Origin of the sequence: Streptomyces sp. NPDC052773, assembly GCF_044547145.1 — a bacterium.
GTDB lineage: Bacteria > Actinomycetota > Actinomycetes > Streptomycetales > Streptomycetaceae > Streptomyces.
On record NZ_JBITZX010000016.1, the window covers coordinates 145,807 to 163,342 of the forward strand.

At 72.2% G+C, this 17,536-nt stretch carries 18 protein-coding genes; 6 read left to right on the forward strand and 12 right to left on the reverse strand.

Translation table 11 applies throughout. From position 1 onward, the window contains the following. Positions 1 to 298: 298 nt before the first annotated feature. The 5 genes from ACIG0D_RS29370 to ACIG0D_RS29390 form a co-directional block, all read right to left on the reverse strand. Positions 299 to 1,594, reverse strand: coding sequence for a DUF6986 family protein (locus ACIG0D_RS29370; RefSeq protein WP_399806701.1), 1,296 nt, complete (start codon positions 1,592 to 1,594; stop codon positions 299 to 301). A 161-nt stretch (positions 1,595 to 1,755) separates the two neighbouring features. Beyond that, positions 1,756 to 2,718: an electron transfer flavoprotein subunit alpha/FixB family protein gene (locus ACIG0D_RS29375; protein WP_399806703.1), complete on the reverse strand. Its 963-nt coding sequence runs from the start codon at positions 2,716 to 2,718 to the stop codon at positions 1,756 to 1,758. A 53-nt stretch (positions 2,719 to 2,771) separates the two neighbouring features. Next, positions 2,772 to 3,557, reverse strand: coding sequence for an electron transfer flavoprotein subunit beta/FixA family protein (locus tag ACIG0D_RS29380; protein ID WP_365766771.1), 786 nt, complete (start codon positions 3,555 to 3,557; stop codon positions 2,772 to 2,774). A 218-nt stretch (positions 3,558 to 3,775) separates the two neighbouring features. Continuing rightward, complete coding sequence (locus ACIG0D_RS29385; RefSeq protein ID WP_399806706.1) at positions 3,776 to 4,360, reverse strand: flavin reductase family protein; 585 nt, start codon at positions 4,358 to 4,360, stop codon at positions 3,776 to 3,778. 198 nt (positions 4,361 to 4,558) lie between these two features. Then, positions 4,559 to 4,963 (reverse strand): thioredoxin family protein, encoded by a 405-nt coding sequence (locus ACIG0D_RS29390; protein ID WP_399806709.1) that lies wholly within the window; start codon positions 4,961 to 4,963, stop codon positions 4,559 to 4,561. 336 nt (positions 4,964 to 5,299) lie between these two features. Here ACIG0D_RS29390 and ACIG0D_RS29395 point away from each other — a divergent pair, with 336 nt between their 5' ends. Then, positions 5,300 to 6,028 carry a lysophospholipid acyltransferase family protein gene (locus ACIG0D_RS29395; RefSeq protein ID WP_399806712.1) on the forward strand — a complete coding sequence of 243 codons (729 nt, stop codon included), beginning with the start codon at positions 5,300 to 5,302 and terminating at the stop codon, positions 6,026 to 6,028. 38 nt (positions 6,029 to 6,066) lie between these two features. Here the strand turns inward: ACIG0D_RS29395 and ACIG0D_RS29400 are convergent, their stop codons facing one another. From ACIG0D_RS29400 to ACIG0D_RS29415, 4 genes are all read right to left on the reverse strand, one after another. Next, entirely contained in the window at positions 6,067 to 6,639 is a 573-nt protein-coding gene (locus ACIG0D_RS29400) for a transglutaminase domain-containing protein (RefSeq protein WP_399806714.1), read from the reverse strand. 163 nt (positions 6,640 to 6,802) lie between these two features. Then, the gene (locus tag ACIG0D_RS29405; RefSeq protein ID WP_399806717.1) at positions 6,803 to 7,873 is read right to left on the reverse strand and encodes a threonine aldolase family protein; all 1,071 of its coding nucleotides are present in this window, start codon (positions 7,871 to 7,873) and stop codon (positions 6,803 to 6,805) included. After that, entirely contained in the window at positions 7,870 to 8,616 is a 747-nt protein-coding gene (locus tag ACIG0D_RS29410; protein WP_399806806.1) for an SDR family NAD(P)-dependent oxidoreductase, read from the reverse strand. Before ACIG0D_RS29410 ends, ACIG0D_RS29405 begins: the two co-directional genes overlap by 4 nt. A 41-nt stretch (positions 8,617 to 8,657) precedes the next feature. Further along, the gene (locus ACIG0D_RS29415) at positions 8,658 to 10,055 is read right to left on the reverse strand and encodes a DUF6421 family protein (protein WP_399806720.1); all 1,398 of its coding nucleotides are present in this window, start codon (positions 10,053 to 10,055) and stop codon (positions 8,658 to 8,660) included. A gap of 376 nt (positions 10,056 to 10,431) precedes the next feature. On the opposite strand from ACIG0D_RS29415, the gene ACIG0D_RS29420 reads away from it, so the two are divergent. Beyond that, positions 10,432 to 11,115: a glycerophosphodiester phosphodiesterase gene (locus tag ACIG0D_RS29420; RefSeq protein ID WP_399806723.1), complete on the forward strand. Its 684-nt coding sequence runs from the start codon at positions 10,432 to 10,434 to the stop codon at positions 11,113 to 11,115. 3 nt (positions 11,116 to 11,118) lie between these two features. Here the strand turns inward: ACIG0D_RS29420 and ACIG0D_RS29425 are convergent, their stop codons facing one another. Beyond that, the gene (locus ACIG0D_RS29425) at positions 11,119 to 11,658 is read right to left on the reverse strand and encodes a GNAT family N-acetyltransferase (protein WP_399806726.1); all 540 of its coding nucleotides are present in this window, start codon (positions 11,656 to 11,658) and stop codon (positions 11,119 to 11,121) included. A 267-nt stretch (positions 11,659 to 11,925) separates the two neighbouring features. On the opposite strand from ACIG0D_RS29425, the gene ACIG0D_RS29430 reads away from it, so the two are divergent. The 3 genes from ACIG0D_RS29430 (at position 11,926) to ACIG0D_RS29440 (ending at position 14,450) form a co-directional block, all read left to right on the forward strand. Further along, the gene (locus ACIG0D_RS29430; protein WP_399806729.1) at positions 11,926 to 12,318 is read left to right on the forward strand and encodes a VOC family protein; all 393 of its coding nucleotides are present in this window, start codon (positions 11,926 to 11,928) and stop codon (positions 12,316 to 12,318) included. Positions 12,319 to 12,556: 238 nt separating this feature from the next. Beyond that, complete coding sequence (locus ACIG0D_RS29435; protein WP_399806731.1) at positions 12,557 to 13,321, forward strand: VOC family protein; 765 nt, start codon at positions 12,557 to 12,559, stop codon at positions 13,319 to 13,321. A gap of 76 nt (positions 13,322 to 13,397) precedes the next feature. Beyond that, complete coding sequence (locus ACIG0D_RS29440) at positions 13,398 to 14,450, forward strand: aldo/keto reductase (protein WP_399806734.1); 1,053 nt, start codon at positions 13,398 to 13,400, stop codon at positions 14,448 to 14,450. A 16-nt stretch (positions 14,451 to 14,466) separates the two neighbouring features. Here ACIG0D_RS29440 and ACIG0D_RS29445 read toward each other — a convergent pair whose 3' ends face one another. Together ACIG0D_RS29445 and ACIG0D_RS29450 are read right to left on the reverse strand one after the other, a co-directional pair. Next, a complete protein-coding gene (locus tag ACIG0D_RS29445; RefSeq protein ID WP_399806737.1) occupies positions 14,467 to 15,024 on the reverse strand; it encodes a MarR family winged helix-turn-helix transcriptional regulator in 558 nt (185 codons plus the stop codon). Then, positions 15,021 to 16,739: an FUSC family protein gene (locus tag ACIG0D_RS29450; RefSeq protein ID WP_399806740.1), complete on the reverse strand. Its 1,719-nt coding sequence runs from the start codon at positions 16,737 to 16,739 to the stop codon at positions 15,021 to 15,023. Before ACIG0D_RS29450 ends, ACIG0D_RS29445 begins: the two co-directional genes overlap by 4 nt. A gap of 168 nt (positions 16,740 to 16,907) precedes the next feature. Here ACIG0D_RS29450 and ACIG0D_RS29455 point away from each other — a divergent pair, with 168 nt between their 5' ends. Continuing rightward, positions 16,908 to 17,456, forward strand: a complete 549-nt coding sequence (locus ACIG0D_RS29455; protein WP_399806743.1) for a DUF5134 domain-containing protein — start codon at positions 16,908 to 16,910, stop codon at positions 17,454 to 17,456. Positions 17,457 to 17,536: the final 80 nt, after the last annotated feature.

The window sequence follows — 17,536 nt, forward strand, 5'->3', positions numbered from 1 at the left end:
TCGCCACGGCGTCCCGCACCGCGGCTCGGATGCGCCGCGCCCCCCCTGCCGGCCGGCAAGCGCGCCCTGCCCGCTGCCGCCCTGCCGCCCTGCCCGCCGAACTCCAAGCAGCAAGACAGGGTTCACCACGCGAGTCCGCCGACGCCCCGCACAAGGCGCCGCAGCGGGCCGAAGGTACCGCTGCGGGCAAAGGGGGCCGTGGGACACCGCTGCCCCGCCCCCTGCGCGTCCTGACGGGCGTGCGGGGGCGGGGCAGGGTCGCACGGCGGCCCGGGGGATGACCGCCGTGGGCGGGCCGTTACCGTGCCGAGGGGGTCAGGTCGCCTCGGCGGGGGGCGGCGAAGCCCTCCAGGTCGGCCCGGGTCAGTCCGGACAGCTTGGCGACCTCGGCGATGTCGAGGGCGCCGCAGTCGAGGCCGCGCAGCAGGTAGCCGCTGAGGGCCTTGGCGGTGGCGGGCTCGTCCATGACGTCGCCGCCGGCCCGGTTGGCGTACCGGGCGAGGCGGCCGGCGGCCTGTTCGAAGCCCTCGCGGTAGAAGGCGAAGACGGCCGCGTAGCGGGTGGGGATGTGCCCGGGGTGCATGTCCCAGCCCTGGTAGTAGGCGCGGGCCAGGGCGCGGCGGGTGAGGCCGTAGTGCAGGCGCCAGGCGTCGTGGACCTTCGCGGTGGGGCCGACCGGCAGGACGTTCGTGGAGCCGTCGGAGACGCGTACGCCGGTGCCCGCGGCGGCGACCTGCATGATCGCCTTGGCGTGGTCGGCGGCGGGGTGGTCGCTGGCCTGGTAGGCGGCGGAGACGCCGAGGCAGGCGCTGTAGTCGAAGGTGCCGTAGTGCAGGCCGGTGGCGCGGCCCTCGGCGGCCTGGATCATGCGGGCGACGGTGGCGGTACCGTCGGCGGCGAGGATGGCCTGGCTGGTCTCGATCTGGATCTCGAAGCCGATCCGGCCGGGCTCCAGGCCGTGCGCCTTCTCGAAGGCCTCCAGGAGCCGGACCATGGCGGCGACCTGCTCGGGGTAGGTCACCTTGGGGAGGGTGAGGACGAGCCCGCCGGGCAGGCCGCCGGCGTTCATCAGGCCGGTGAGGAAGATGTCCAGGGTGCGGATGCCGCGGTCGCGGACGGCGGCCTCCATGCACTTCATGCGGATGCCCATGTACGGGGCGGCGGTGCCGTTCTCGTACGCCTCGGCGATCAGGCGGGCGGCGCGGGCGGCGTCCCGGTCCTCGTCCTCGCCCTGGTAGCCGTCCTCGAAGTCGACGCGCAGGTCCTCGATGGGTTCGCGTTCCAGCTTGGCGCGTACGCGGGCGTGGACGGGTTCGGCGAGGTCGTCGGAGAGGCCGAGGGCGGCGGCGAAGGACGCGGCGTCCGGGGCGTGCTCGTCGAGGGCGGCGAGGGCCTGGTCGCCCCAGGAGCGGATGGTGTCGGCGGCGAAGGCGTCGCCGGGGACGTAGACGGTGTGGACGGGCTGGCGGGTGCCGGGGTCCCCGGGGTAGAGGCGCTCCAGTGCGGCGTCGACCGGGGCGAGGGAGGCGCTGATCTCCTCGCCGACGGCGCCCGAGAGGCTCGTCGCCACCTGCTCCTGCTGACCCTGACCCATCCCAACACCCTCCTGTTTTCCACTCTACGGAATCAACAATCCGTTGAATGAAAACTATCTGCGGACCTGCGGCTGGTCAACACCCTCAGTACAGCACCGGGTACGCCGAGGCCCCCGTGACCGTCGGCGGTCACGGGGGCCTCGGTGCGGCTGTGCGGGGATCAGCCCTTGCGGGCCTTGACCTGCTCGGTCAGCTGCGGGACGACCTCGAACAGGTCGCCGACGACGCCGTAGTCGACCAGGTCGAAGATCGGGGCCTCGGGGTCCTTGTTGATGGCCACGATCGTCTTCGAGGTCTGCATACCCGCGCGGTGCTGGATCGCGCCGGAGATGCCGGCGGCGATGTACAGCTGCGGGGAGACGGACTTACCGGTCTGGCCGACCTGGTTGGTGTGCGGGTACCAGCCCGCGTCCACCGCGGCGCGCGAGGCGCCGACGGCCGCGCCGAGCTCGTCGGCGAGGGCCTCGATGATCGCGAAGTTCTCCGCGCCGTTCACGCCACGGCCGCCGGAGACCACGATCGCGGCCTCGGTCAGCTCCGGGCGGCCGGTCGACTCACGCGGCGTACGGCCGGTGATCTTGGTGCCGGTGGCCTTGTCGGAGAAGGTCACGTTCAGGGCCTCGACCGCACCGGCGGCCGGGGCGGCCTCCACGGCGGCCGAGTTCGGCTTGACCGTGATGACCGGGGTGCCCTTGGAGACACGGGACTTGGTGGTGAAGGCGGCGGCGAACACCGACTGGGTGGCCACCGGGCCTTCGTCGCCGGCCTCCAGGTCGACGGCGTCGGTGATGATGCCGGAGCCGATGCGCAGCGCCAGACGGGCGGCGATCTCCTTGCCCTCGGCGGAGGACGGGACCAGCACGGCGGCCGGGGAGACGGCCTCGTATGCGGCCTGCAGGGCGTCGACCTTCGGCACGACCAGGTACTCGGCGTACTCGGCGGCGTCGTGGGTCAGGACCTTCACCGCGCCGTGCTCGGCGAGGGTGGCGGCGGTGTCGGCGGCGCCGTTGCCGAGGGCGACGGCGACCGGCTCGCCGATGCGGCGGGCCAGGGTCAGCAGCTCCAGGGTGGGCTTGCGGACGGCACCGTCCACGTGGTCGACGTAGACGAGGACTTCAGCCATGGGACTTCTTCTCTCCTGCTTGCGAAGTTGAGGGGCGGTCAGCGAAGCCGGGCTCAGATGAACTTCTGGCCCGCGAGGAACTCAGCGAGCTGCTTGCCGCCCTCGCCCTCGTCCTTGACGATCGTGCCGGCCGTACGGGCCGGGCGCTCGGCCGCGGAGTCGACCGTGGTGTAGGCACCCTCGAGACCGACCTCGTCGGCCTCGATGTCCAGGTCGGACAGGTCCCAGGACTCCACCGGCTTCTTCTTGGCGGCCATGATGCCCTTGAAGGACGGGTAACGCGCCTCGCCCGACTGGTCGGTGACGGACACGACGGCCGGGAGCTGCGCCTCCAGCTGCTCGGAGGCGGCGTCGCCGTCGCGGCGGCCCTTCACGACGCCGTCCTCGACGGAGACCTCGGACAGCAGGGTGACCTGCGGGACGCCCAGGCGCTCGGCCAGCAGGGCCGGGACGACGCCCATGGTGCCGTCGGTGGAGGCCATGCCGGAGATGACCAGGTCGTAGCCGGCCTTCTCGATGGCCTTGGCCAGGACCAGGGAGGTGCCGATGGCGTCGGTGCCGTGCAGGTCGTCGTCCTCGACGTGGATGGCCTTGTCGGCACCCATGGAGAGGGCCTTGCGCAGGGCGTCCTTGGCGTCCTCGGGGCCGACCGTCAGGACGGTGACCTCGGCGTCGTCGGCGTCCTCCGCGATCTGCAGCGCCTGCTCGACCGCGTACTCGTCCAGTTCGGAGAGCAGACCGTCCACGTCGTCACGGTCGACGGTCAGGTCATCGGCGAAGTGCCGGTCGCCAGTGGCGTCGGGCACGTACTTCACAGTGACAACGATCCTCAAGCTCACGCCGGCTCTCCTACTGCATCGTCATTTCTCGGCTGCCTCTTGCAGGCAGCATAGGCGCCCCAAGTGGCCGCTCCCGACCGGGGCGACCTGCGCTCCCGGCCGAAATATTACTCGTCAGTACACCCAGTTCCTGCCCGCTAAGCAAGCGCTTTGAACTGTGACCTTCGCAACGCAGCGTAACCGGAACTCGACGCGTCCGCAGGCGGAGCGAGGCGTGATCAATCACGCAGAGCGGCGAACCGGCCCTGGTGGTAGAGCAGCGGACGGCCGGTGCCGGTGGGGTCGCCCACGACGACCTCGGCGAGGACGATGCGATGGTCTCCCGCGGGCACGCGCGCGTGGACCCGGCACACCAGCCAGGCCAGCACGCCGTCGAGGACGGGCACGCCCTCGGGGCCGTCGTGCCAGGCGGTGGGTGCGCCGAAGCGGTCGGCGCCGCTGCGGGCGAAGGTGGCGGCCAGCTCCTGCTGGTGCTCGCCGAGTATGTGGACGCCGACGTGGTCCGCCTCCGCGATGGCGGGCCAGCTGGAGGCGCCGGTGCCGATGCCGAAGGAGAGCAGCGGGGGGTCCGCGGAGACGGAGGTGAGGGAGGTGGCGGTGAAGCCGACCGGGCCGGACGCGCCGCGCGCGGTGATCACCGCGACGCCGGCCGCGTGGCGCCGGAAGACGGCGCGGAGCAGGTCGGGAGAGGCGGTCTGCGGCGCGCCCCGGCGGGGGCCGGGCAGGGACGAGGCGGACCGGGTCGGAGTGGGCTGGGCGGGAGTGGTCGGCGCGTGGCCGGCCAGGTCGGGCGTTGCCGTCATGGGATGGGCCTTCTGAGGGTGGGGACGAGCGGGTCCGTGGCTGCTCAACAGCCCGGACAGCGTGCGCTCGCGGTGCGGGCGAGGTCGATGTGGGCCCGCCCGTGGAGAAGGAGTTCCGAAGGCATAAGGTCAGGCTGACGATAGCTGGCATGCACAGTCAAGTACGTCCCGGGTTCTGGGAGCTGGGTCACGTCGGCCTCAGACCGCTGCGCCGAGCGCCGCGATCACATCGGCCTTGCGCGGTCGGCCGGTGGCCCGGCGGACGATCCGGCCGTCGGCGTCGAGCACCAGCACGGTCGGCGTCTTGAGGATGTCGAGGCGCCGGACGAGGTCCAGGTGGGCCTCGGCGTCGATCTCCACATGGCTGACGCCGGGGACCATGCCGGCCACCTCGCCGAGGATCCGCCGGGTGGCCCGGCAGGGGGCACAGAAGGCGCTGGAGAACTGCACCAGCGTGGCGCGCTGACCGAGTTCGGCACCCAGTTCGGCCTCGCCGAGCCGCTTGCCCGCGGCCGGTTCGTCCTCACCGAGCCGCCGACCCGCGCCCGGCTGGGCCCCGTCGAGCCGCTGTTCCACGTCCCGCTCGTCTCCCTCGTCCCGCATGTCCGCGCACCACCAGTCCGGCGGTCACCCGTCTTCAGCGTTCACGGAACCGCAAAGATTCCCGGCGCTCCCGATCAGCCCCGCTGTTCGCGTGCCCCCTGGGCCACGAGATGTACCTGCTCGCGCGGCGCGTCACGGAACGCGCGGAGTAAAGGGCGGTTAAAAACCCGAGGTGATCATGGGGGCGACGTGACGAGAATCTCGCCGCATACGGGCACCAGGACTGGCTACCCGCCCGTTCTTGGGGCACCATCTGCGACATGCCGTAAACCTACGGCTGCGTAACTTTCCACTGGGAGCCCCTTCCCAGGAGAGAAGGAAGGGTCCACTTCGTCCATGGCAGAGCTCGTCTACCGTCCCGTCATCGGTCTCGCCCGCACGATGTTCAAGGTGTGGGACCTCAAGATCGACTGCAAGGGCTCGGAGAACATCCCGCGCTCGGGCGGTGCCGTGCTGGTCAGCAACCACATCAGCTACCTGGACTTCATCTTCAACGGACTCGCGGCACTGCCGCAGAATCGGCTCGTCCGTTTCATGGCCAAGGAGTCGGTCTTCCGGCACAAGGTGTCCGGGCCGCTGATGCGCGGAATGAAGCACATCCCCGTGGACCGCAAGCAGGGTGAGGCGGCGTACGCGCACGCTCTCGACTCGCTGCGCTCGGGAGAGGTCGTCGGGGTCTTCCCGGAGGCCACCATCTCGGAGTCGTTCACGCTGAAGAGCTTCAAGTCGGGCGCCGCGCGGCTGGCGCAGGAGGCGGGCGTGCCGCTGATCCCGATGGCCGTGTGGGGCACCCAGCGGCTGTGGACCAAGGGCCAGCCGCGCAACTTCAAGCGCAGCCACACCCCGATCACCATCCGGGTGGGCGAGGCGATCGAGGCGTCCCGCGACAAGTACGCCGGCGCCCTGACCCGCCAGCTGCGCGAGCGCGTACAGGAGCTGCTGGAGGCCGCGCAGCGGGCCTACCCGGTCCGCCCGAAGGACACCGACGACCCGTGGTGGCTCCCCGCCCACCTCGGCGGCACCGCCCCGACGGCGGAAGAGGTCCGGGCGGCCGAGGCCCGCTGACCGCGCCTGGCGCATCGGCGCCAGGCCCTCCGGCGAACTCAGAGTGCGGTGGGGAGCGTCCGCATCAGGTGCACCCGGTCGGTGGCGGCCTTGAGGGCACGCACGACGGCCGGGTGGGCTGCGGCGTACAGCACCGGATAGTCCAGCTCACCGGAGTCCGGATCGGTCGCGAAAGCCAGTCGCTCACCGTCGAGGGAGAACCGGGCGTCCACGCCGGGCTTGTTGCCCCGGGGGTCCTGCCGGTGCCAGGCGCCGTGGAAGCGGACGGCGACCAGGCCGTGCACGACATCGAACTTCTGGTAGCAGAGCGCGGTGGGGATGTCCTCCGCGCGCAGCAGCGCGGCGAGCGCGTGCGCCTTGGCGTAACAGATGCCGGTCCCCTGCTCCAGCACGTCGGAGGCCCGCCAGGTGACGCGCGGGTCGCCGGAGTCCTGTGAGTGGGGAATGGTGTCGCGGACGAACTCGAAGGCCGCGCGCGCATACTCATACGAGTCGGATACGTCCCGTGCGAGGCGGGCGGCCGTTTCCCGCACCCGTGGATGGCCGTGATCGATGACCTCGTCGGCGGCCAAGTAGGCGGACAGGTCGGCGGTTTCCTGGATCAGCTGCATGCCCGGGGAGCCTAGAGCCGTAACCGATCACCAGTCAATGAAATTACACTCAGCCGCATAATCATTCATCGTGGTCACTCGTCGGCCGGAATGCCGGAACGACGCGGGAGCGGCCGTCCCCCGGATCCCCGGCGGGACGGCCGCTCCCTCACGTCTCGGCCCTTCAGCGGGCCATCTCCTCCTTGAGCGCCGCGACGAACGCGTCCACGTCCTCCTCGGTCGTGTCGAACGCGCACATCCAGCGCACGACGCCGGCCGCCTCGTCCCAGAAGTAGAAGCGGAACCGCTTCTGAAGGCGCTCGCTCACCTCGTGCGGGAGCTTGGCGAAGACGCCGTTGGCCTGTACCGGGTAGAGGATCTCGACGCCGTGCACCGCCCGGACGCCCTCGGCGAGCCGCTGGGCCATCTCGTTGGCGTGACGGGCGTTGCGCAGCCACAGGTCCTTGGCGAGCAGCGCCTCGAGCTGCACCGACACGAAGCGCATCTTCGAGGCCAGCTGCATGGACATCTTGCGCAAGTGCTTCATCTTGCGGACGGCGTCCGGATTGAGGACGACGACCGCCTCGCCGAACAGCGCGCCGTTCTTCGTCCCGCCCAGGGAGAGGATGTCGACGCCGACCGCGTTCGTGAACGTGCGCATCGGCACGTCCAGCGAGGCGGCGGCGTTGGCTATCCGGGAGCCGTCCAGGTGCACCTTCATGCCGTGCGCGTGGGCGTGCTCGCAGATCGCGCGGATCTCGTCGGGCGTGTAGAGGGTGCCCAGCTCGGTGGACTGGGTGATCGAGACGACCTGCGGCATCGCACGGTGCTCGTCCTCCCAGCCCCAGGCCTGCCGGTCGATCAGCTCCGGGGTGAGCTTGCCGTCCGGGGTGGGGACGGTGAGCAGCTTCAGCCCGGCCATGCGCTCCGGCGCGCCGCCCTCGTCGACGTTGATGTGGGCGCTCTCGGCGCAGATCACCGCGCCCCAGCGGTCGGTGACCGCCTGGAGCGCGACGACGTTGGCGCCGGTGCCGTTGAAGACCGGGAACGCCTCGGCGCTCGCCCCGAAGTGGCTGCGGATGATCCGCTGGAGGTTCTCGGTGTAGACGTCCTCGCCGTACGCGACCTGGTGCCCGCCGTTGGCCAGGGCCAGGGCGGCGAGCACCTCCGGGTGCGCTCCGGCGTAGTTGTCACTGGCGAAACCGCGGACCTCCGGGTCGTGATGGCGACGCGCGTCGGTCTTCGGGGGGTTCACGGCTTCTCGGTCAGCCACAGACGGTTTCCGTTCACTTCCGCGGCGGGCTTGTCCCAGACGCCGGCGATGGCCTCGGCGAGGTCCTTGACGTCCGTGAAGCCCGCGAACTTCGCGTTGGGCCGCTCGGCGCGCATCGCGTCGTGCACCAACGCCTTCACCACCAGGATCGCAGCCGCCGACGTCGGCCCCTGCTCGCCCCCGGCCTTGCGGAAGTAGTCGGCCATGGCCAGCGTCCACGCCTCGGCGGCGGCCTTGGCGGCGGAGTAGGCGGCGTTGCCCGCGGTGGGCTTGGTGGCGCCGGCCGCGCTGATCAGCACGTAGCGGCCGCGGTCGCTGCGCTGGATCGCCTCGTGGAAGGCGAGGGAGGTGTGCTGCACGGTGCGGATCAGCAGCAGCTCCAGCAGGTCCCAGTCGTCGAGGTTGGTCTTGGTGAAGGTCTCGCTGCCGCGCCAGCCGCCGACGAGGTGGACCAGGCCGTCGACCCGGCCGAACTCCTTCTCGGTGCGGGCGGCCCAGTCCCGGGTGGCGTCCAGGTTGAGCAGGTCGACCGTCTCGCCGGTGACGGTGGCGCCACCGGAGGCGTAGCGAGCGGCGTCCACGGCCTCGGCGAGCCGCTGCGGGTCGTTGTCGGCGCCGACGACCGTGGCGCCGGCCTCGGCCAGCCGCAGCAGGGTCGCCCGTCCGGCGGGTCCGCCCGCGCCGGCGACCGCGATCACCGCACCGCTGAGAGCCCCGTTCCCCATGTTCTTCGCCTCCTGAGCAGTGTTCTCGGTACGGCGGTCGCTCACGCGGCGATCCGCTCGGCGCTGTCCGCCGTGATGCCGCGCGTCGACGCGATAACGTTGCGCAGCTTCTTGGACAGTGCCTCATAGAACATGCTCAGCGGAAACTCGTCCGGAAGCACGTCATCGACGAGCTTGCGCGGCGGCTGGGTCAGGTCCAGGGCGTCCGGGCCCTTGGCCCACCTGGAGCCGGGGTGCGGGGCGAGGTAGGTGGAGACCAGCTCGTAGCCGGCGAACCAGTGGACGAGCTTGGGGCGGTCGATGCCGTCGCGGTAGAGCTTCTCGATCTCGGCGCAGAGCTGGTTGGTGACCTCGGGAGCGCGCTTCCAGTCGATGGAGAGCTTGTTGTCGGTCCAGCGCACCACGTCGTGCTTGTGCAGGTAGGCGAAGAGCAGCTGGCCGCCGAGGCCGTCGTAGTTGCGGTTGCGGTCGCCGGTGACCGGGAAGCGGAACATGCGGTCGAAGAGCACCGCGTACTGCACGTCACGGGCCTGCGGGACGCCCTCGGCCTCCAGCTTCACGGCCTCCTTGAAGGCGGTGAGGTCGCAGCGCAGCTCTTCCAGGCCGTACATCCAGAACGGCTGGCGCTGCTTGATCATGAAGGGGTCGAACGGCAGGTCGCCGTGGCTGTGGGTGCGGTCGTGGACCATGTCCCAGAGCACGAACGCCTCTTCGCAGCGCTTCTGGTCGTGGACCATCGCGGCGATGTCCTCGGGCAGCTCCAGGCCGAGGACGTCGACGGCGGCGGCGGTGACCCGGCGGAAGCGGGCGGCCTCGCGGTCACAGAAGATGCCGCCCCACGTGAAGCGCTCCGGGGCCTCGCGCACGGCGATGGTCTCCGGGAAGAGGACGGCGGAGTTGGTGTCGTAACCGGCCGTGAAGTCCTCGAACTTGATGCCGCAGAACAGCGGGTTGTCGTAGCGGGTGCGCTCCAGCTCGGCCAGCCACTCCGGCCAGACCATGCGCAGCACGACCGCCTCGAGGTTGCGGTCGGGGTTGCCGTTCTGCGTGTACATCGGGAAGACGACCAGGTGCTGGAGGCCGTCCTGCCGGTTCGCGGCGGGGTGGAAGGCCAGCAGCGAGTCGAGGAAGTCCGGCACCTGGAAGCCCTCGTCGGCCCAGCGGCGCAGGTCCTTCACAAGGGCCGCGTGGTAGGCGGCGTCGTGCGGGAGCAGCGGGGACAGGGCCTCGACGGCCTCGGCGACCTCGCGTACGGCGGCCTCGGCGTCCTCGCGGCGCGGGGCGCCCTCGGCCTCGAAGTCGATCGATCCGTCCTTGGACTGCCATGGCCGGATCCGCTCCACGGCATCCTTGAGCCGGGGCCACGCAGGGTGCTCCACGACCCTGTCCACCGAAGGAACCTGTCCCTCCGTACCCACCTGCACAAGAATTTCCGTCATGTCCCATCCTCCGCTGGAGAACCTTGCGTAAAGACACCGTATGCATACACGGTTTCTCCCAGCAAGAGGAGGAGCGGGAAATTATCCTGCGCTCCCCCATGGTCACAGAACTTTTTCCTGTCCCTCACGGCGGTTCGCGTGACGCGTCGCGGAACCGTCACCGCCGCGACACGGTCACACGAGACCGTGCGGGTGTGCGGGGCCACGCGGGCAAGCTGCCCGTATGACGAAGGAGCACCGTCGCGGGCCCGGAAGACGTCCCGGGCAGCCGGCCGCCCCGGGACTCCGCTCCGGCACGAGCCGCGCACGTTCGGCTCCCTTCCGGAGCGGGCCCACTAGGCTGACGGACCTGTCCGTCGACGGAAGCGAGTGAACCTTGAACTTCCTCACCATCGGTCATCGCGGAGTCATGGGTGTCGAGCCCGAGAACACCCTGCGTTCCTTCGTCGCCGCCGAACAGGCCGGCCTCGACGTCATCGAACTCGATCTGCATCTGAGCAAGGACGGCGCCCTGGTCGTCATGCACGACGCCGAGGTGGACCGTACGACCGACGGCAGCGGCCCCATCGCGGAGAAGACGCTGGCGGAGCTGCGCGCCCTGGACGCGGGCGACGGCGAGCGGGTCCCGGTCTTCGAGGAGGTCCTGGACGCGGTGAGCACCCCGCTCCAGGCGGAGATCAAGGATGTGGCGGCGGCGCGGGCGCTGGCGGAGGTGATCCGGCAGCGGGGACTGACCGGCCGTATCGAGGTGTCGTCGTTCCACGACGACGCCATCGCCGAGACGGCCCGGCTGCTGCCCGGCGTGCGCACCGCGCTGATCGCGAGCCGCTACGGCACCGACATCGTGGAACGCGCGGTGCAGGCCGGTGCCGCGACGGTCTGTCTCAACATCCGCCGCCTCACCCTGGAGGTCGTCGAGCACGCCCGCGCGGCCGATCTGAGGATCATCGGCTGGGTGGTGAACTCGCAGAAGCATCTGCGGCTGGTGCGCGCGCTGGAACTGGACGGCGCGACCACCGACTTCCCGGACATCAAGCGCACCGGCCGCTTCACGGCGTGAGCGTCAGTCCAGCGGCTTGACCAGCAGCTCGAACTGCAGATCGGGGCGCAGCGGGATGCCGAAGCGCTCGTCGCCGTACGGGAAGGGGGACATCTTCCCCGTACGGCGGTAGCCGCGCCGCTCGTACCAGGCGATCAGGTCGTCGCGCACGGAGATCACCGTCATGTGCATCTCCCGTACGCCCCAGCTCTCGCGCGCCTGGCGCTCCGCCTCCGCGATGACCGCCTTGCCGAGTCCGGCGCCCTGGAGCGTCGGGCTGACCGCGAACATGCCGAAGTAGGCGTACTCACCGCGGTGTTCGAGCTGGCAGCAGGCGACGACGGTGCCGTCCCGCTCCACCGTCAGCAGCCGGCTGTCGGGCGACTTGACGACCTCCAGCACACCCTCCGGGTCGGTCCGCTGTCCGTCGAGGATGTCCGCCTCGGTGGTCCACCCGGACCGGCTGGCGTCCCCGCGGTACGCCGACTCGATCAGCGCCACCAACGTGTCGACGTCGGCCTCCGTGGCGTCGCGGAAGGTCAGTCCCGGGGTGGCGGTGTCCATGCGGTACGTCTCCGTTCTCGGCGCGGCTCGGGCAGGGACGAGACTAACCCCGGCGTTAGGGGGTGTCTCGCCGCTCAGGCCGGGCTCCCGGCGTCTGGCACCGCGCCTCGCCGCGTTGTCGTCGGTCGCCGATTCCCCCACGCTCGGCTGCGCTCGCGCGGGGGCACCCCCATCGCATCGACTCCCTCCTCCGCCTTGCGATGCACGGCACCAGACGCCGCTCGCTGATCCGGCCCGATCGACGAGACACCCCCTAAGCTCCGGTGCATGGTGCATGTACTGGGCAGCCGGATCCTGCTGCGCCCCACGGACCCCGAGCGGTCCCGGACCTTCTACGGCGAGCAGCTCGGCCTCGCCGTCTACCGGGAGTTCGGCACCGGTCCGGAGCGGGGCACCGTCTACTTCCTCGGCGGCGGCTTCCTGGAGCTCTCCGGGCGCTCCGACACCGCGCCCTCCCCCGCCGTACGCCTCTGGCTCCAGGTCGCCGACGCGGAGGCGGCCCACGCCGAGCTGCGCGGGCGGGGCGTGGAGATCGTCCGGCCGCCGGTGCGGGAGCCGTGGGGGCTGATCGAGATGTGGATCGCCGATCCGGACGGGACGCCGATCGTGCTGGTGGAGGTGCCGGCGGACCATCCGCTGCGGTACCGGCCGGGGATCTGACTTTCAGCGTCGACGTGTCCGGTGCCCGCGTGACGGTGACCATGGCCCTGGCGGACATCGGCGAGCCGGTCCGCGTGACGGTTCCGCCAGCCTCGGACACGGTCCCCGTCACCGAGGCCGGCGGCGTACTCAACGGCTGAGCCCCGGCTCGGATGGCCGTCGGGCAGGGCCGGGGCTAGCGTGCTGGCAGGGGGCGCCCCGGCGTCCCCGCGCCCTGCCCGCCTGCGGAAGGAACGCCATGAAGCTCGACGCGCCGGTGACCGGCGGGCCCTGCTGGACGGAGCTGGGGACCAGCGACCTGGAGGCGGCGCAGCGGTTCTACGCGCGCCTGTTCGGGTGGCGGTGCGAGACGGACCCGCGCCAGGAGGCGGGCGGCTACACCATCGCCCACCTCGGTGACGCGCCGGTCGCCGCGCTGGCCCCGCTGTACCAGGAGACGCAGCCCGTGGCGTGGAACCTGTCATTCGCCGTGGCCGACGCGGACGCCACCGCACGGCTGGTCCAGGAGGCCGGCGGCAAGGTGCTGCTGGGGCCGATGGACGTCTTCGACCTGGGCCGATTCGTGGTGGCCCTCGATCCCGGCGGCGCGGCCTTCCAGCTGTGGCAGGCGCGGCAGTTCCCCGGCGCCGGGGTGTTCAACGCGCCGGGCTCGCTCGGCTGGGTGGAACTGATGACCCGCGAACCGGAACGGGCCGAACGGTTCTACACCACGCTCTTCGGCTGGACCGTGCGCGCGTCGGAGCACTATCCGCAGTGGGGTGTCGACGGCGCCGACTTCGGCGGCATGATCACCATGGACGACAAGTTCCCGCACGAGGTGCCGCCGCACTGGCTGCCCTACTTCGCCGTCGCCGACGTCGACGCCTCCGCCGCCACGGCGATTGATGCCGGCGGCACGGTGCTCATGGAGCCCACCTCCGTGCCCGAGGGCCCGCGCATCGCGGTGCTGCGGGATCCGCAGGCCGCCGTGTTCGGCGTCTACCGGGCCGGCGACCACGACTGAGCCCGGACGGGCTTGCCCTGGAGTGCGCTTCATCTCCTAGCGTCGACCGCACGAACTGCTCGAAGGGGAAAGCGACGTGCGGTACACACTGTTCGGCAGGACCGGTCTGCGGGTGAGCGAGCTGAGCCTCGGCGCGATGGTCATGGGCGACGGCCTCGACCACGGCTCCGACAAGGACACCAGCGCCCGGATCCTCGACGCCTACGCGGACGCCGGCGGCAACTTCGTCGACACCGCCGACATCTACGGGCACGGCGCCTCGGAGCGGATCCTGGGCGAGCTGCTGGAGGGGCGGCGCGACGAGTTCGTCCTGGCCAGCAAGTACACGTGCGCCACCCGGGAAGGCGATGTGAACGCCGCCGGGAACCACCGCAAGAACCTCGTGCGGTCGGTGGAGGGGAGCCTGGAACGGTTGCGTACCGACCGGCTGGACGTGCTGTGGGTGCACGCGCGCGACCAGTTCACCCCCGTCGAGGAGGTGATGCGCGCGCTCGACGACCTGGTCCGCGCCGGGAAGGTGCTGTACATCGGCGTCTCGGACTGGGCGGCGTGGGAGATCGCGCAGGCCTGCACCCTGGCCGAGCTGCGCGGCTGGACGGCGTTCGCCGGCTCCCAGCTGCGCTACAACCTGCTGGAGCGCACCCCGGAGCGCGAACTGCTGCCGCAGGCGCGGGCGTTCGACCTGGCGGTGCTGGCCTGGGCGCCGCTGGCGGCCGGGAAGCTGACCGGCAAGTACCTGCGCGGCGAGCCGGGCCGGCTGGGCGCGTTGGGTGGTACGGCCGACGCGCGGGAGGAGGCCGTCGTCCGCGCCGTCGTGGAGATCGCCGAGCAGGGCGGCTGGAGCCCGGCGCAGGTGGCGCTGGCCTGGCTGCTGGGCCGGCCCGGGAACGTGGTGCCCATCGTGGCGGCGACCAAGGAGAGCCAGCTCGCCGACAACCTGGGCGCGGTCGGCGTCCGCCTCGACGCCGACGCCGTCGCCCGCCTCGACGAGGTGAGCGCCGTACCGCTGGGCTTCCCGCACGACTTCCTCCGGGAGCCCGGGGTCACGCGGACCGTGTACGGCGACCGGTGGGAGCGGATCGACGAGCGCCGCTCCACGTACCGGCGCAGCGCCCACGACGTCCTCTGACGCCGGGGCCCGCGGGTCAGGCGCGCCGCACCGCGCCGAGGCGTCCTTCCAGCTGGGAGAGCAGTGTGCCGAGCAGAGCCGCGAGTTCGCCCTGCTCGGCGCTGCCCACACCGGACAGGACGGCGCTCTCGTAGGCCAGCTGGTCGGGCAGGATCGCGTCGACCAGCTCGCGTCCGGCGTCCGTGAGGCGGACGTGGGCCACCCGGCGATCGCGGGTGTCACCGCGCCGCTCGACCAGTCCGCGCTCGGTGAGCTGCTTGAGCCGTTTGGTGACGGCGGCGCCCGAGGAGAACGTCTCCCGGGCCAGCTCGCCGGGCGTCAGCTCGTGGCCGGTGCGGCGCAACGCGCCGAGCAGGTCGAACTCGGGCCGGCTGAGCCCGGCCCGGCGCAGGGGGGCGTCCTCGGCCTGCTGGAGCAGGGCGGCGCAGCGGTTGACCCGGCCGATGATCTCCATGGGGCCGGTGTCCAGGTCCGGGTGGACGGCCCGCCACTGCCGTACGACGGCGGCCACGGTGTCGGCTCGTACGGCCTCTCGGCCCTCTTCCGTGTCCGGCAGCCCGTTCGTCGCCGTCATGGCCGTAGGTCCTCCGTGGTGTCGTCGTCCGCTGGGGCGCGGTCCGCTGTCGTGTGGTGCGGTGCGGTGTGGTCCGCCGGGGTGGGGTCCGCGGCCGGGCCGGGCGCCCGCCCCTCCAGGATCAGGCCCTGGCGGCGTACCGTCTCGGCGAGCGTACGGTGTCCGGCCTGCTCGGCGCGGTCGACCCCGTCCTCGGGCGGGGTGCGCTGCCACCATTCGCCGGACGCGGCGTCGGCGGTGGCGCGCAGCTCGACCAGGGCGGCGGCGAGGGCGCGGCGGGCGGCTTCCAGGGCGCCGGGGGCGGGGTGCGGTTCGGCGAGGAGGCGGGCGGCACGCTCGCGGGCGCGTTCGGCGGCGGCGAGCGCGTGCCCGAGGCGGGCGCCGGCCCGGCGGTTGGTGACCGCGACGGCGGCGGCGAGGCCGAGCAGCGCGCCGACGAGGGTGTCCACGATCCGCTCGGTGACCAGGTCGCCGGGGTCCTGGTAGCCGGTGAACTCGGTGATGAGCAGCGCCATCGGGGTCACGCAGACGCTGCCGAGCCAGTAGTTGCGGCTGATCAGCGCCTCGGCGCCGAAGCTGAAGGCCAGACAGCACAGCACGAGGGCGGCCTGGCCGAAGTGGGCGAGCGGGGCGACGGCGGCGAAGACGAGGACGCCGGCGAGGTTCCCGACCACGCGCTGCACACTCCGGTTCCAGGTGAGGGCGAGGTTGGCCTGGTAGAGGGCGGCGGCGGTGACCAGGGCCCAGTAGGGGCGGCCGATGCCGAGGGCGAGGGAGGCGTACCCGGCGAGGGCGCAGCCGAGGGCGGTGCGGGCGGCGAGCGGGGCGAGCGGGACCAGCCGGTGCCACAGCCGTTCGGCGGGGCCCTCTTGGGCGTCCGGCTCGGGAGCGGTCGGCACGCCGTCGTGGTCGTGCGGGACGGGGCCGGTGCCGCGCAGGGCGCGGGCCCAGGCGCGCAACCGCTCGGGGTCCGCGTCGGCGGGGGCGGCGAGGGCGATCTCGGCGCGCAGGAGCAGGTGCGCGAGAGCGGGGCGGGCGGAGGCCGAGCGGGCGCCGCCGGTGAGCTGGGCCTGCCGGGCGGCGAGTACGGCGGCAGTGGCGGCCGTACGCGCGCGGGCGTGGCCGGTGCCGGTGCCGCGGGTGTCGGCGTACGCGGCGGCGGCGTTCAGGGCCTGCGCGGTGGCGCGGCGCTCGGGCCCGTGCGGGCGGAGGAGTCCGGGTGCCATGCACACCAGCCAGGCCCAGGCGCCCGCCGCGAGGCCCAGCGCGAGGTGGCCGGGCACCTGGCCGAGGCTCTGCGGGGCGAACAGGGCGGCGGAGCTGACGAAGGTGAGCACCACGTTGCCCGGCGGCCCGAGGCGGGTGGCGTCGCACAGCGCCTTCTGCGCGGCGGCGAGCAGCGCGCCGACGGTGACGAGCACGAGCGCGTTCCCCGTGAGCGAGGCCGTGACCAGGGCGATCGCCAGCCCGCCGAGCATGCCGAGCACCACCCGGGCCAGGACCCGGGCGCGGGCGGCGTACGGGCGGTTGTGGGCGTAGAGCGCGCACAGCGAGCCGGCCATCGTGTACATGGCCAGGTCGAGACGGCCGAGCGCCAGCAGGGTCAGGTTGGGCGGTGCGATCGAGACGACGACGCTGAGCGCGGGTTTGAACCAGATGTCGGACGGGCGGCCGACGCGCAGGGCGGCGGCGAGCGGGAGGGGACGGACGTGCATACCCATAAATTTAGCAGGTGTTTTATCTGTAAATAATCTACCGCCGCGCCCCACGCCGGAGCGGTCGTGCTCCGCCGCACGCTCCCCCTCTACACCCTTGCGCTCGTATGCGCGCCGCACCGCCCGGGCATCGCTTCCCGTGGACCGACGTCGAGCGGGGAGGTGCGTGTGCACGGACCGGCTTCGCCCGGCTGGCTGATGGTCGCGCTGTGCGCGGCGACCGGCGCGTACTGCCTGCTGCGGATGCGCGGCACCGTCGGGGAGCAGCGCCGGGCGGCGGGCGCCGAGGCCCTGATGGGGTTCGGCATGGCCGTGATGGCGGTGCCGTCGACGGCGTTCACCCCGCCGGGATGGGCCTGGGCCGGTTACGCGGCGGTGTTCGGCGCGGCCGTGCTCCACGCCCTGTGGGCGGCCCGGCGCGGCGCCCACCATCTGCACCATCTGATGGGGGCCGTGGCCATGGTCTACATGGCGGTCGCGATGGCCGCCGCCCCGGGCCACCACCACGGGGGCGGTGGTTCGGGCGTGCCCCTGGTGACGGGGGCACTGCTGGCGTACTTCGCCGGGTACGTGCTGCTGACCGGGGCCCGGCTGGTGCCCGCCGCCGCGGTGGCCGCGGGTCCCGCGCCGCCGGGCTGGGCCGACCGGCCGGAGCTGGCGCGGGCGTGCCGGCTGTCGATGGCGATGGCGATGGTGGCGATGCTGCTGACGATGTGACCCCGCAACGGAATCCGTCGTGGTGTCCGTCACTTCGCGCAGCGGGCCGTACCGCTCGGTAGCCGCGGCTCATAGGGTTG

Excerpts from the sequence above, each read along its gene's own strand:
- ACIG0D_RS29370 (WP_399806701.1), bottom strand. The coding sequence starts at position 1,594 with ATGGGTCAGGGTCAGCAGGAGCAGGTGGCGACGAGCCTCTCGGGCGCC.
- ACIG0D_RS29375 (WP_399806703.1), bottom strand. The coding sequence starts at position 2,718 with ATGGCTGAAGTCCTCGTCTACGTCGACCACGTGGACGGTGCCGTCCGC.
- ACIG0D_RS29385 (WP_399806706.1), bottom strand. The coding sequence starts at position 4,360 with ATGACGGCAACGCCCGACCTGGCCGGCCACGCGCCGACCACTCCCGCC.
- ACIG0D_RS29390 (WP_399806709.1), bottom strand. The coding sequence starts at position 4,963 with ATGCGGGACGAGGGAGACGAGCGGGACGTGGAACAGCGGCTCGACGGG.
- ACIG0D_RS29395 (WP_399806712.1), top strand. The coding sequence starts at position 5,300 with ATGGCAGAGCTCGTCTACCGTCCCGTCATCGGTCTCGCCCGCACGATG.
- ACIG0D_RS29400 (WP_399806714.1), bottom strand. The coding sequence starts at position 6,639 with ATGCAGCTGATCCAGGAAACCGCCGACCTGTCCGCCTACTTGGCCGCC.
- ACIG0D_RS29410 (WP_399806806.1), bottom strand. The coding sequence starts at position 8,616 with ATGGGGAACGGGGCTCTCAGCGGTGCGGTGATCGCGGTCGCCGGCGCG.
- ACIG0D_RS29415 (WP_399806720.1), bottom strand. The coding sequence starts at position 10,055 with ATGACGGAAATTCTTGTGCAGGTGGGTACGGAGGGACAGGTTCCTTCG.
- ACIG0D_RS29425 (WP_399806726.1), bottom strand. The coding sequence starts at position 11,658 with ATGGACACCGCCACCCCGGGACTGACCTTCCGCGACGCCACGGAGGCC.
- ACIG0D_RS29430 (WP_399806729.1), top strand. The coding sequence starts at position 11,926 with ATGGTGCATGTACTGGGCAGCCGGATCCTGCTGCGCCCCACGGACCCC.
- ACIG0D_RS29435 (WP_399806731.1), top strand. The coding sequence starts at position 12,557 with ATGAAGCTCGACGCGCCGGTGACCGGCGGGCCCTGCTGGACGGAGCTG.
- ACIG0D_RS29445 (WP_399806737.1), bottom strand. The coding sequence starts at position 15,024 with ATGACGGCGACGAACGGGCTGCCGGACACGGAAGAGGGCCGAGAGGCC.
- ACIG0D_RS29450 (WP_399806740.1), bottom strand. The coding sequence starts at position 16,739 with ATGCACGTCCGTCCCCTCCCGCTCGCCGCCGCCCTGCGCGTCGGCCGC.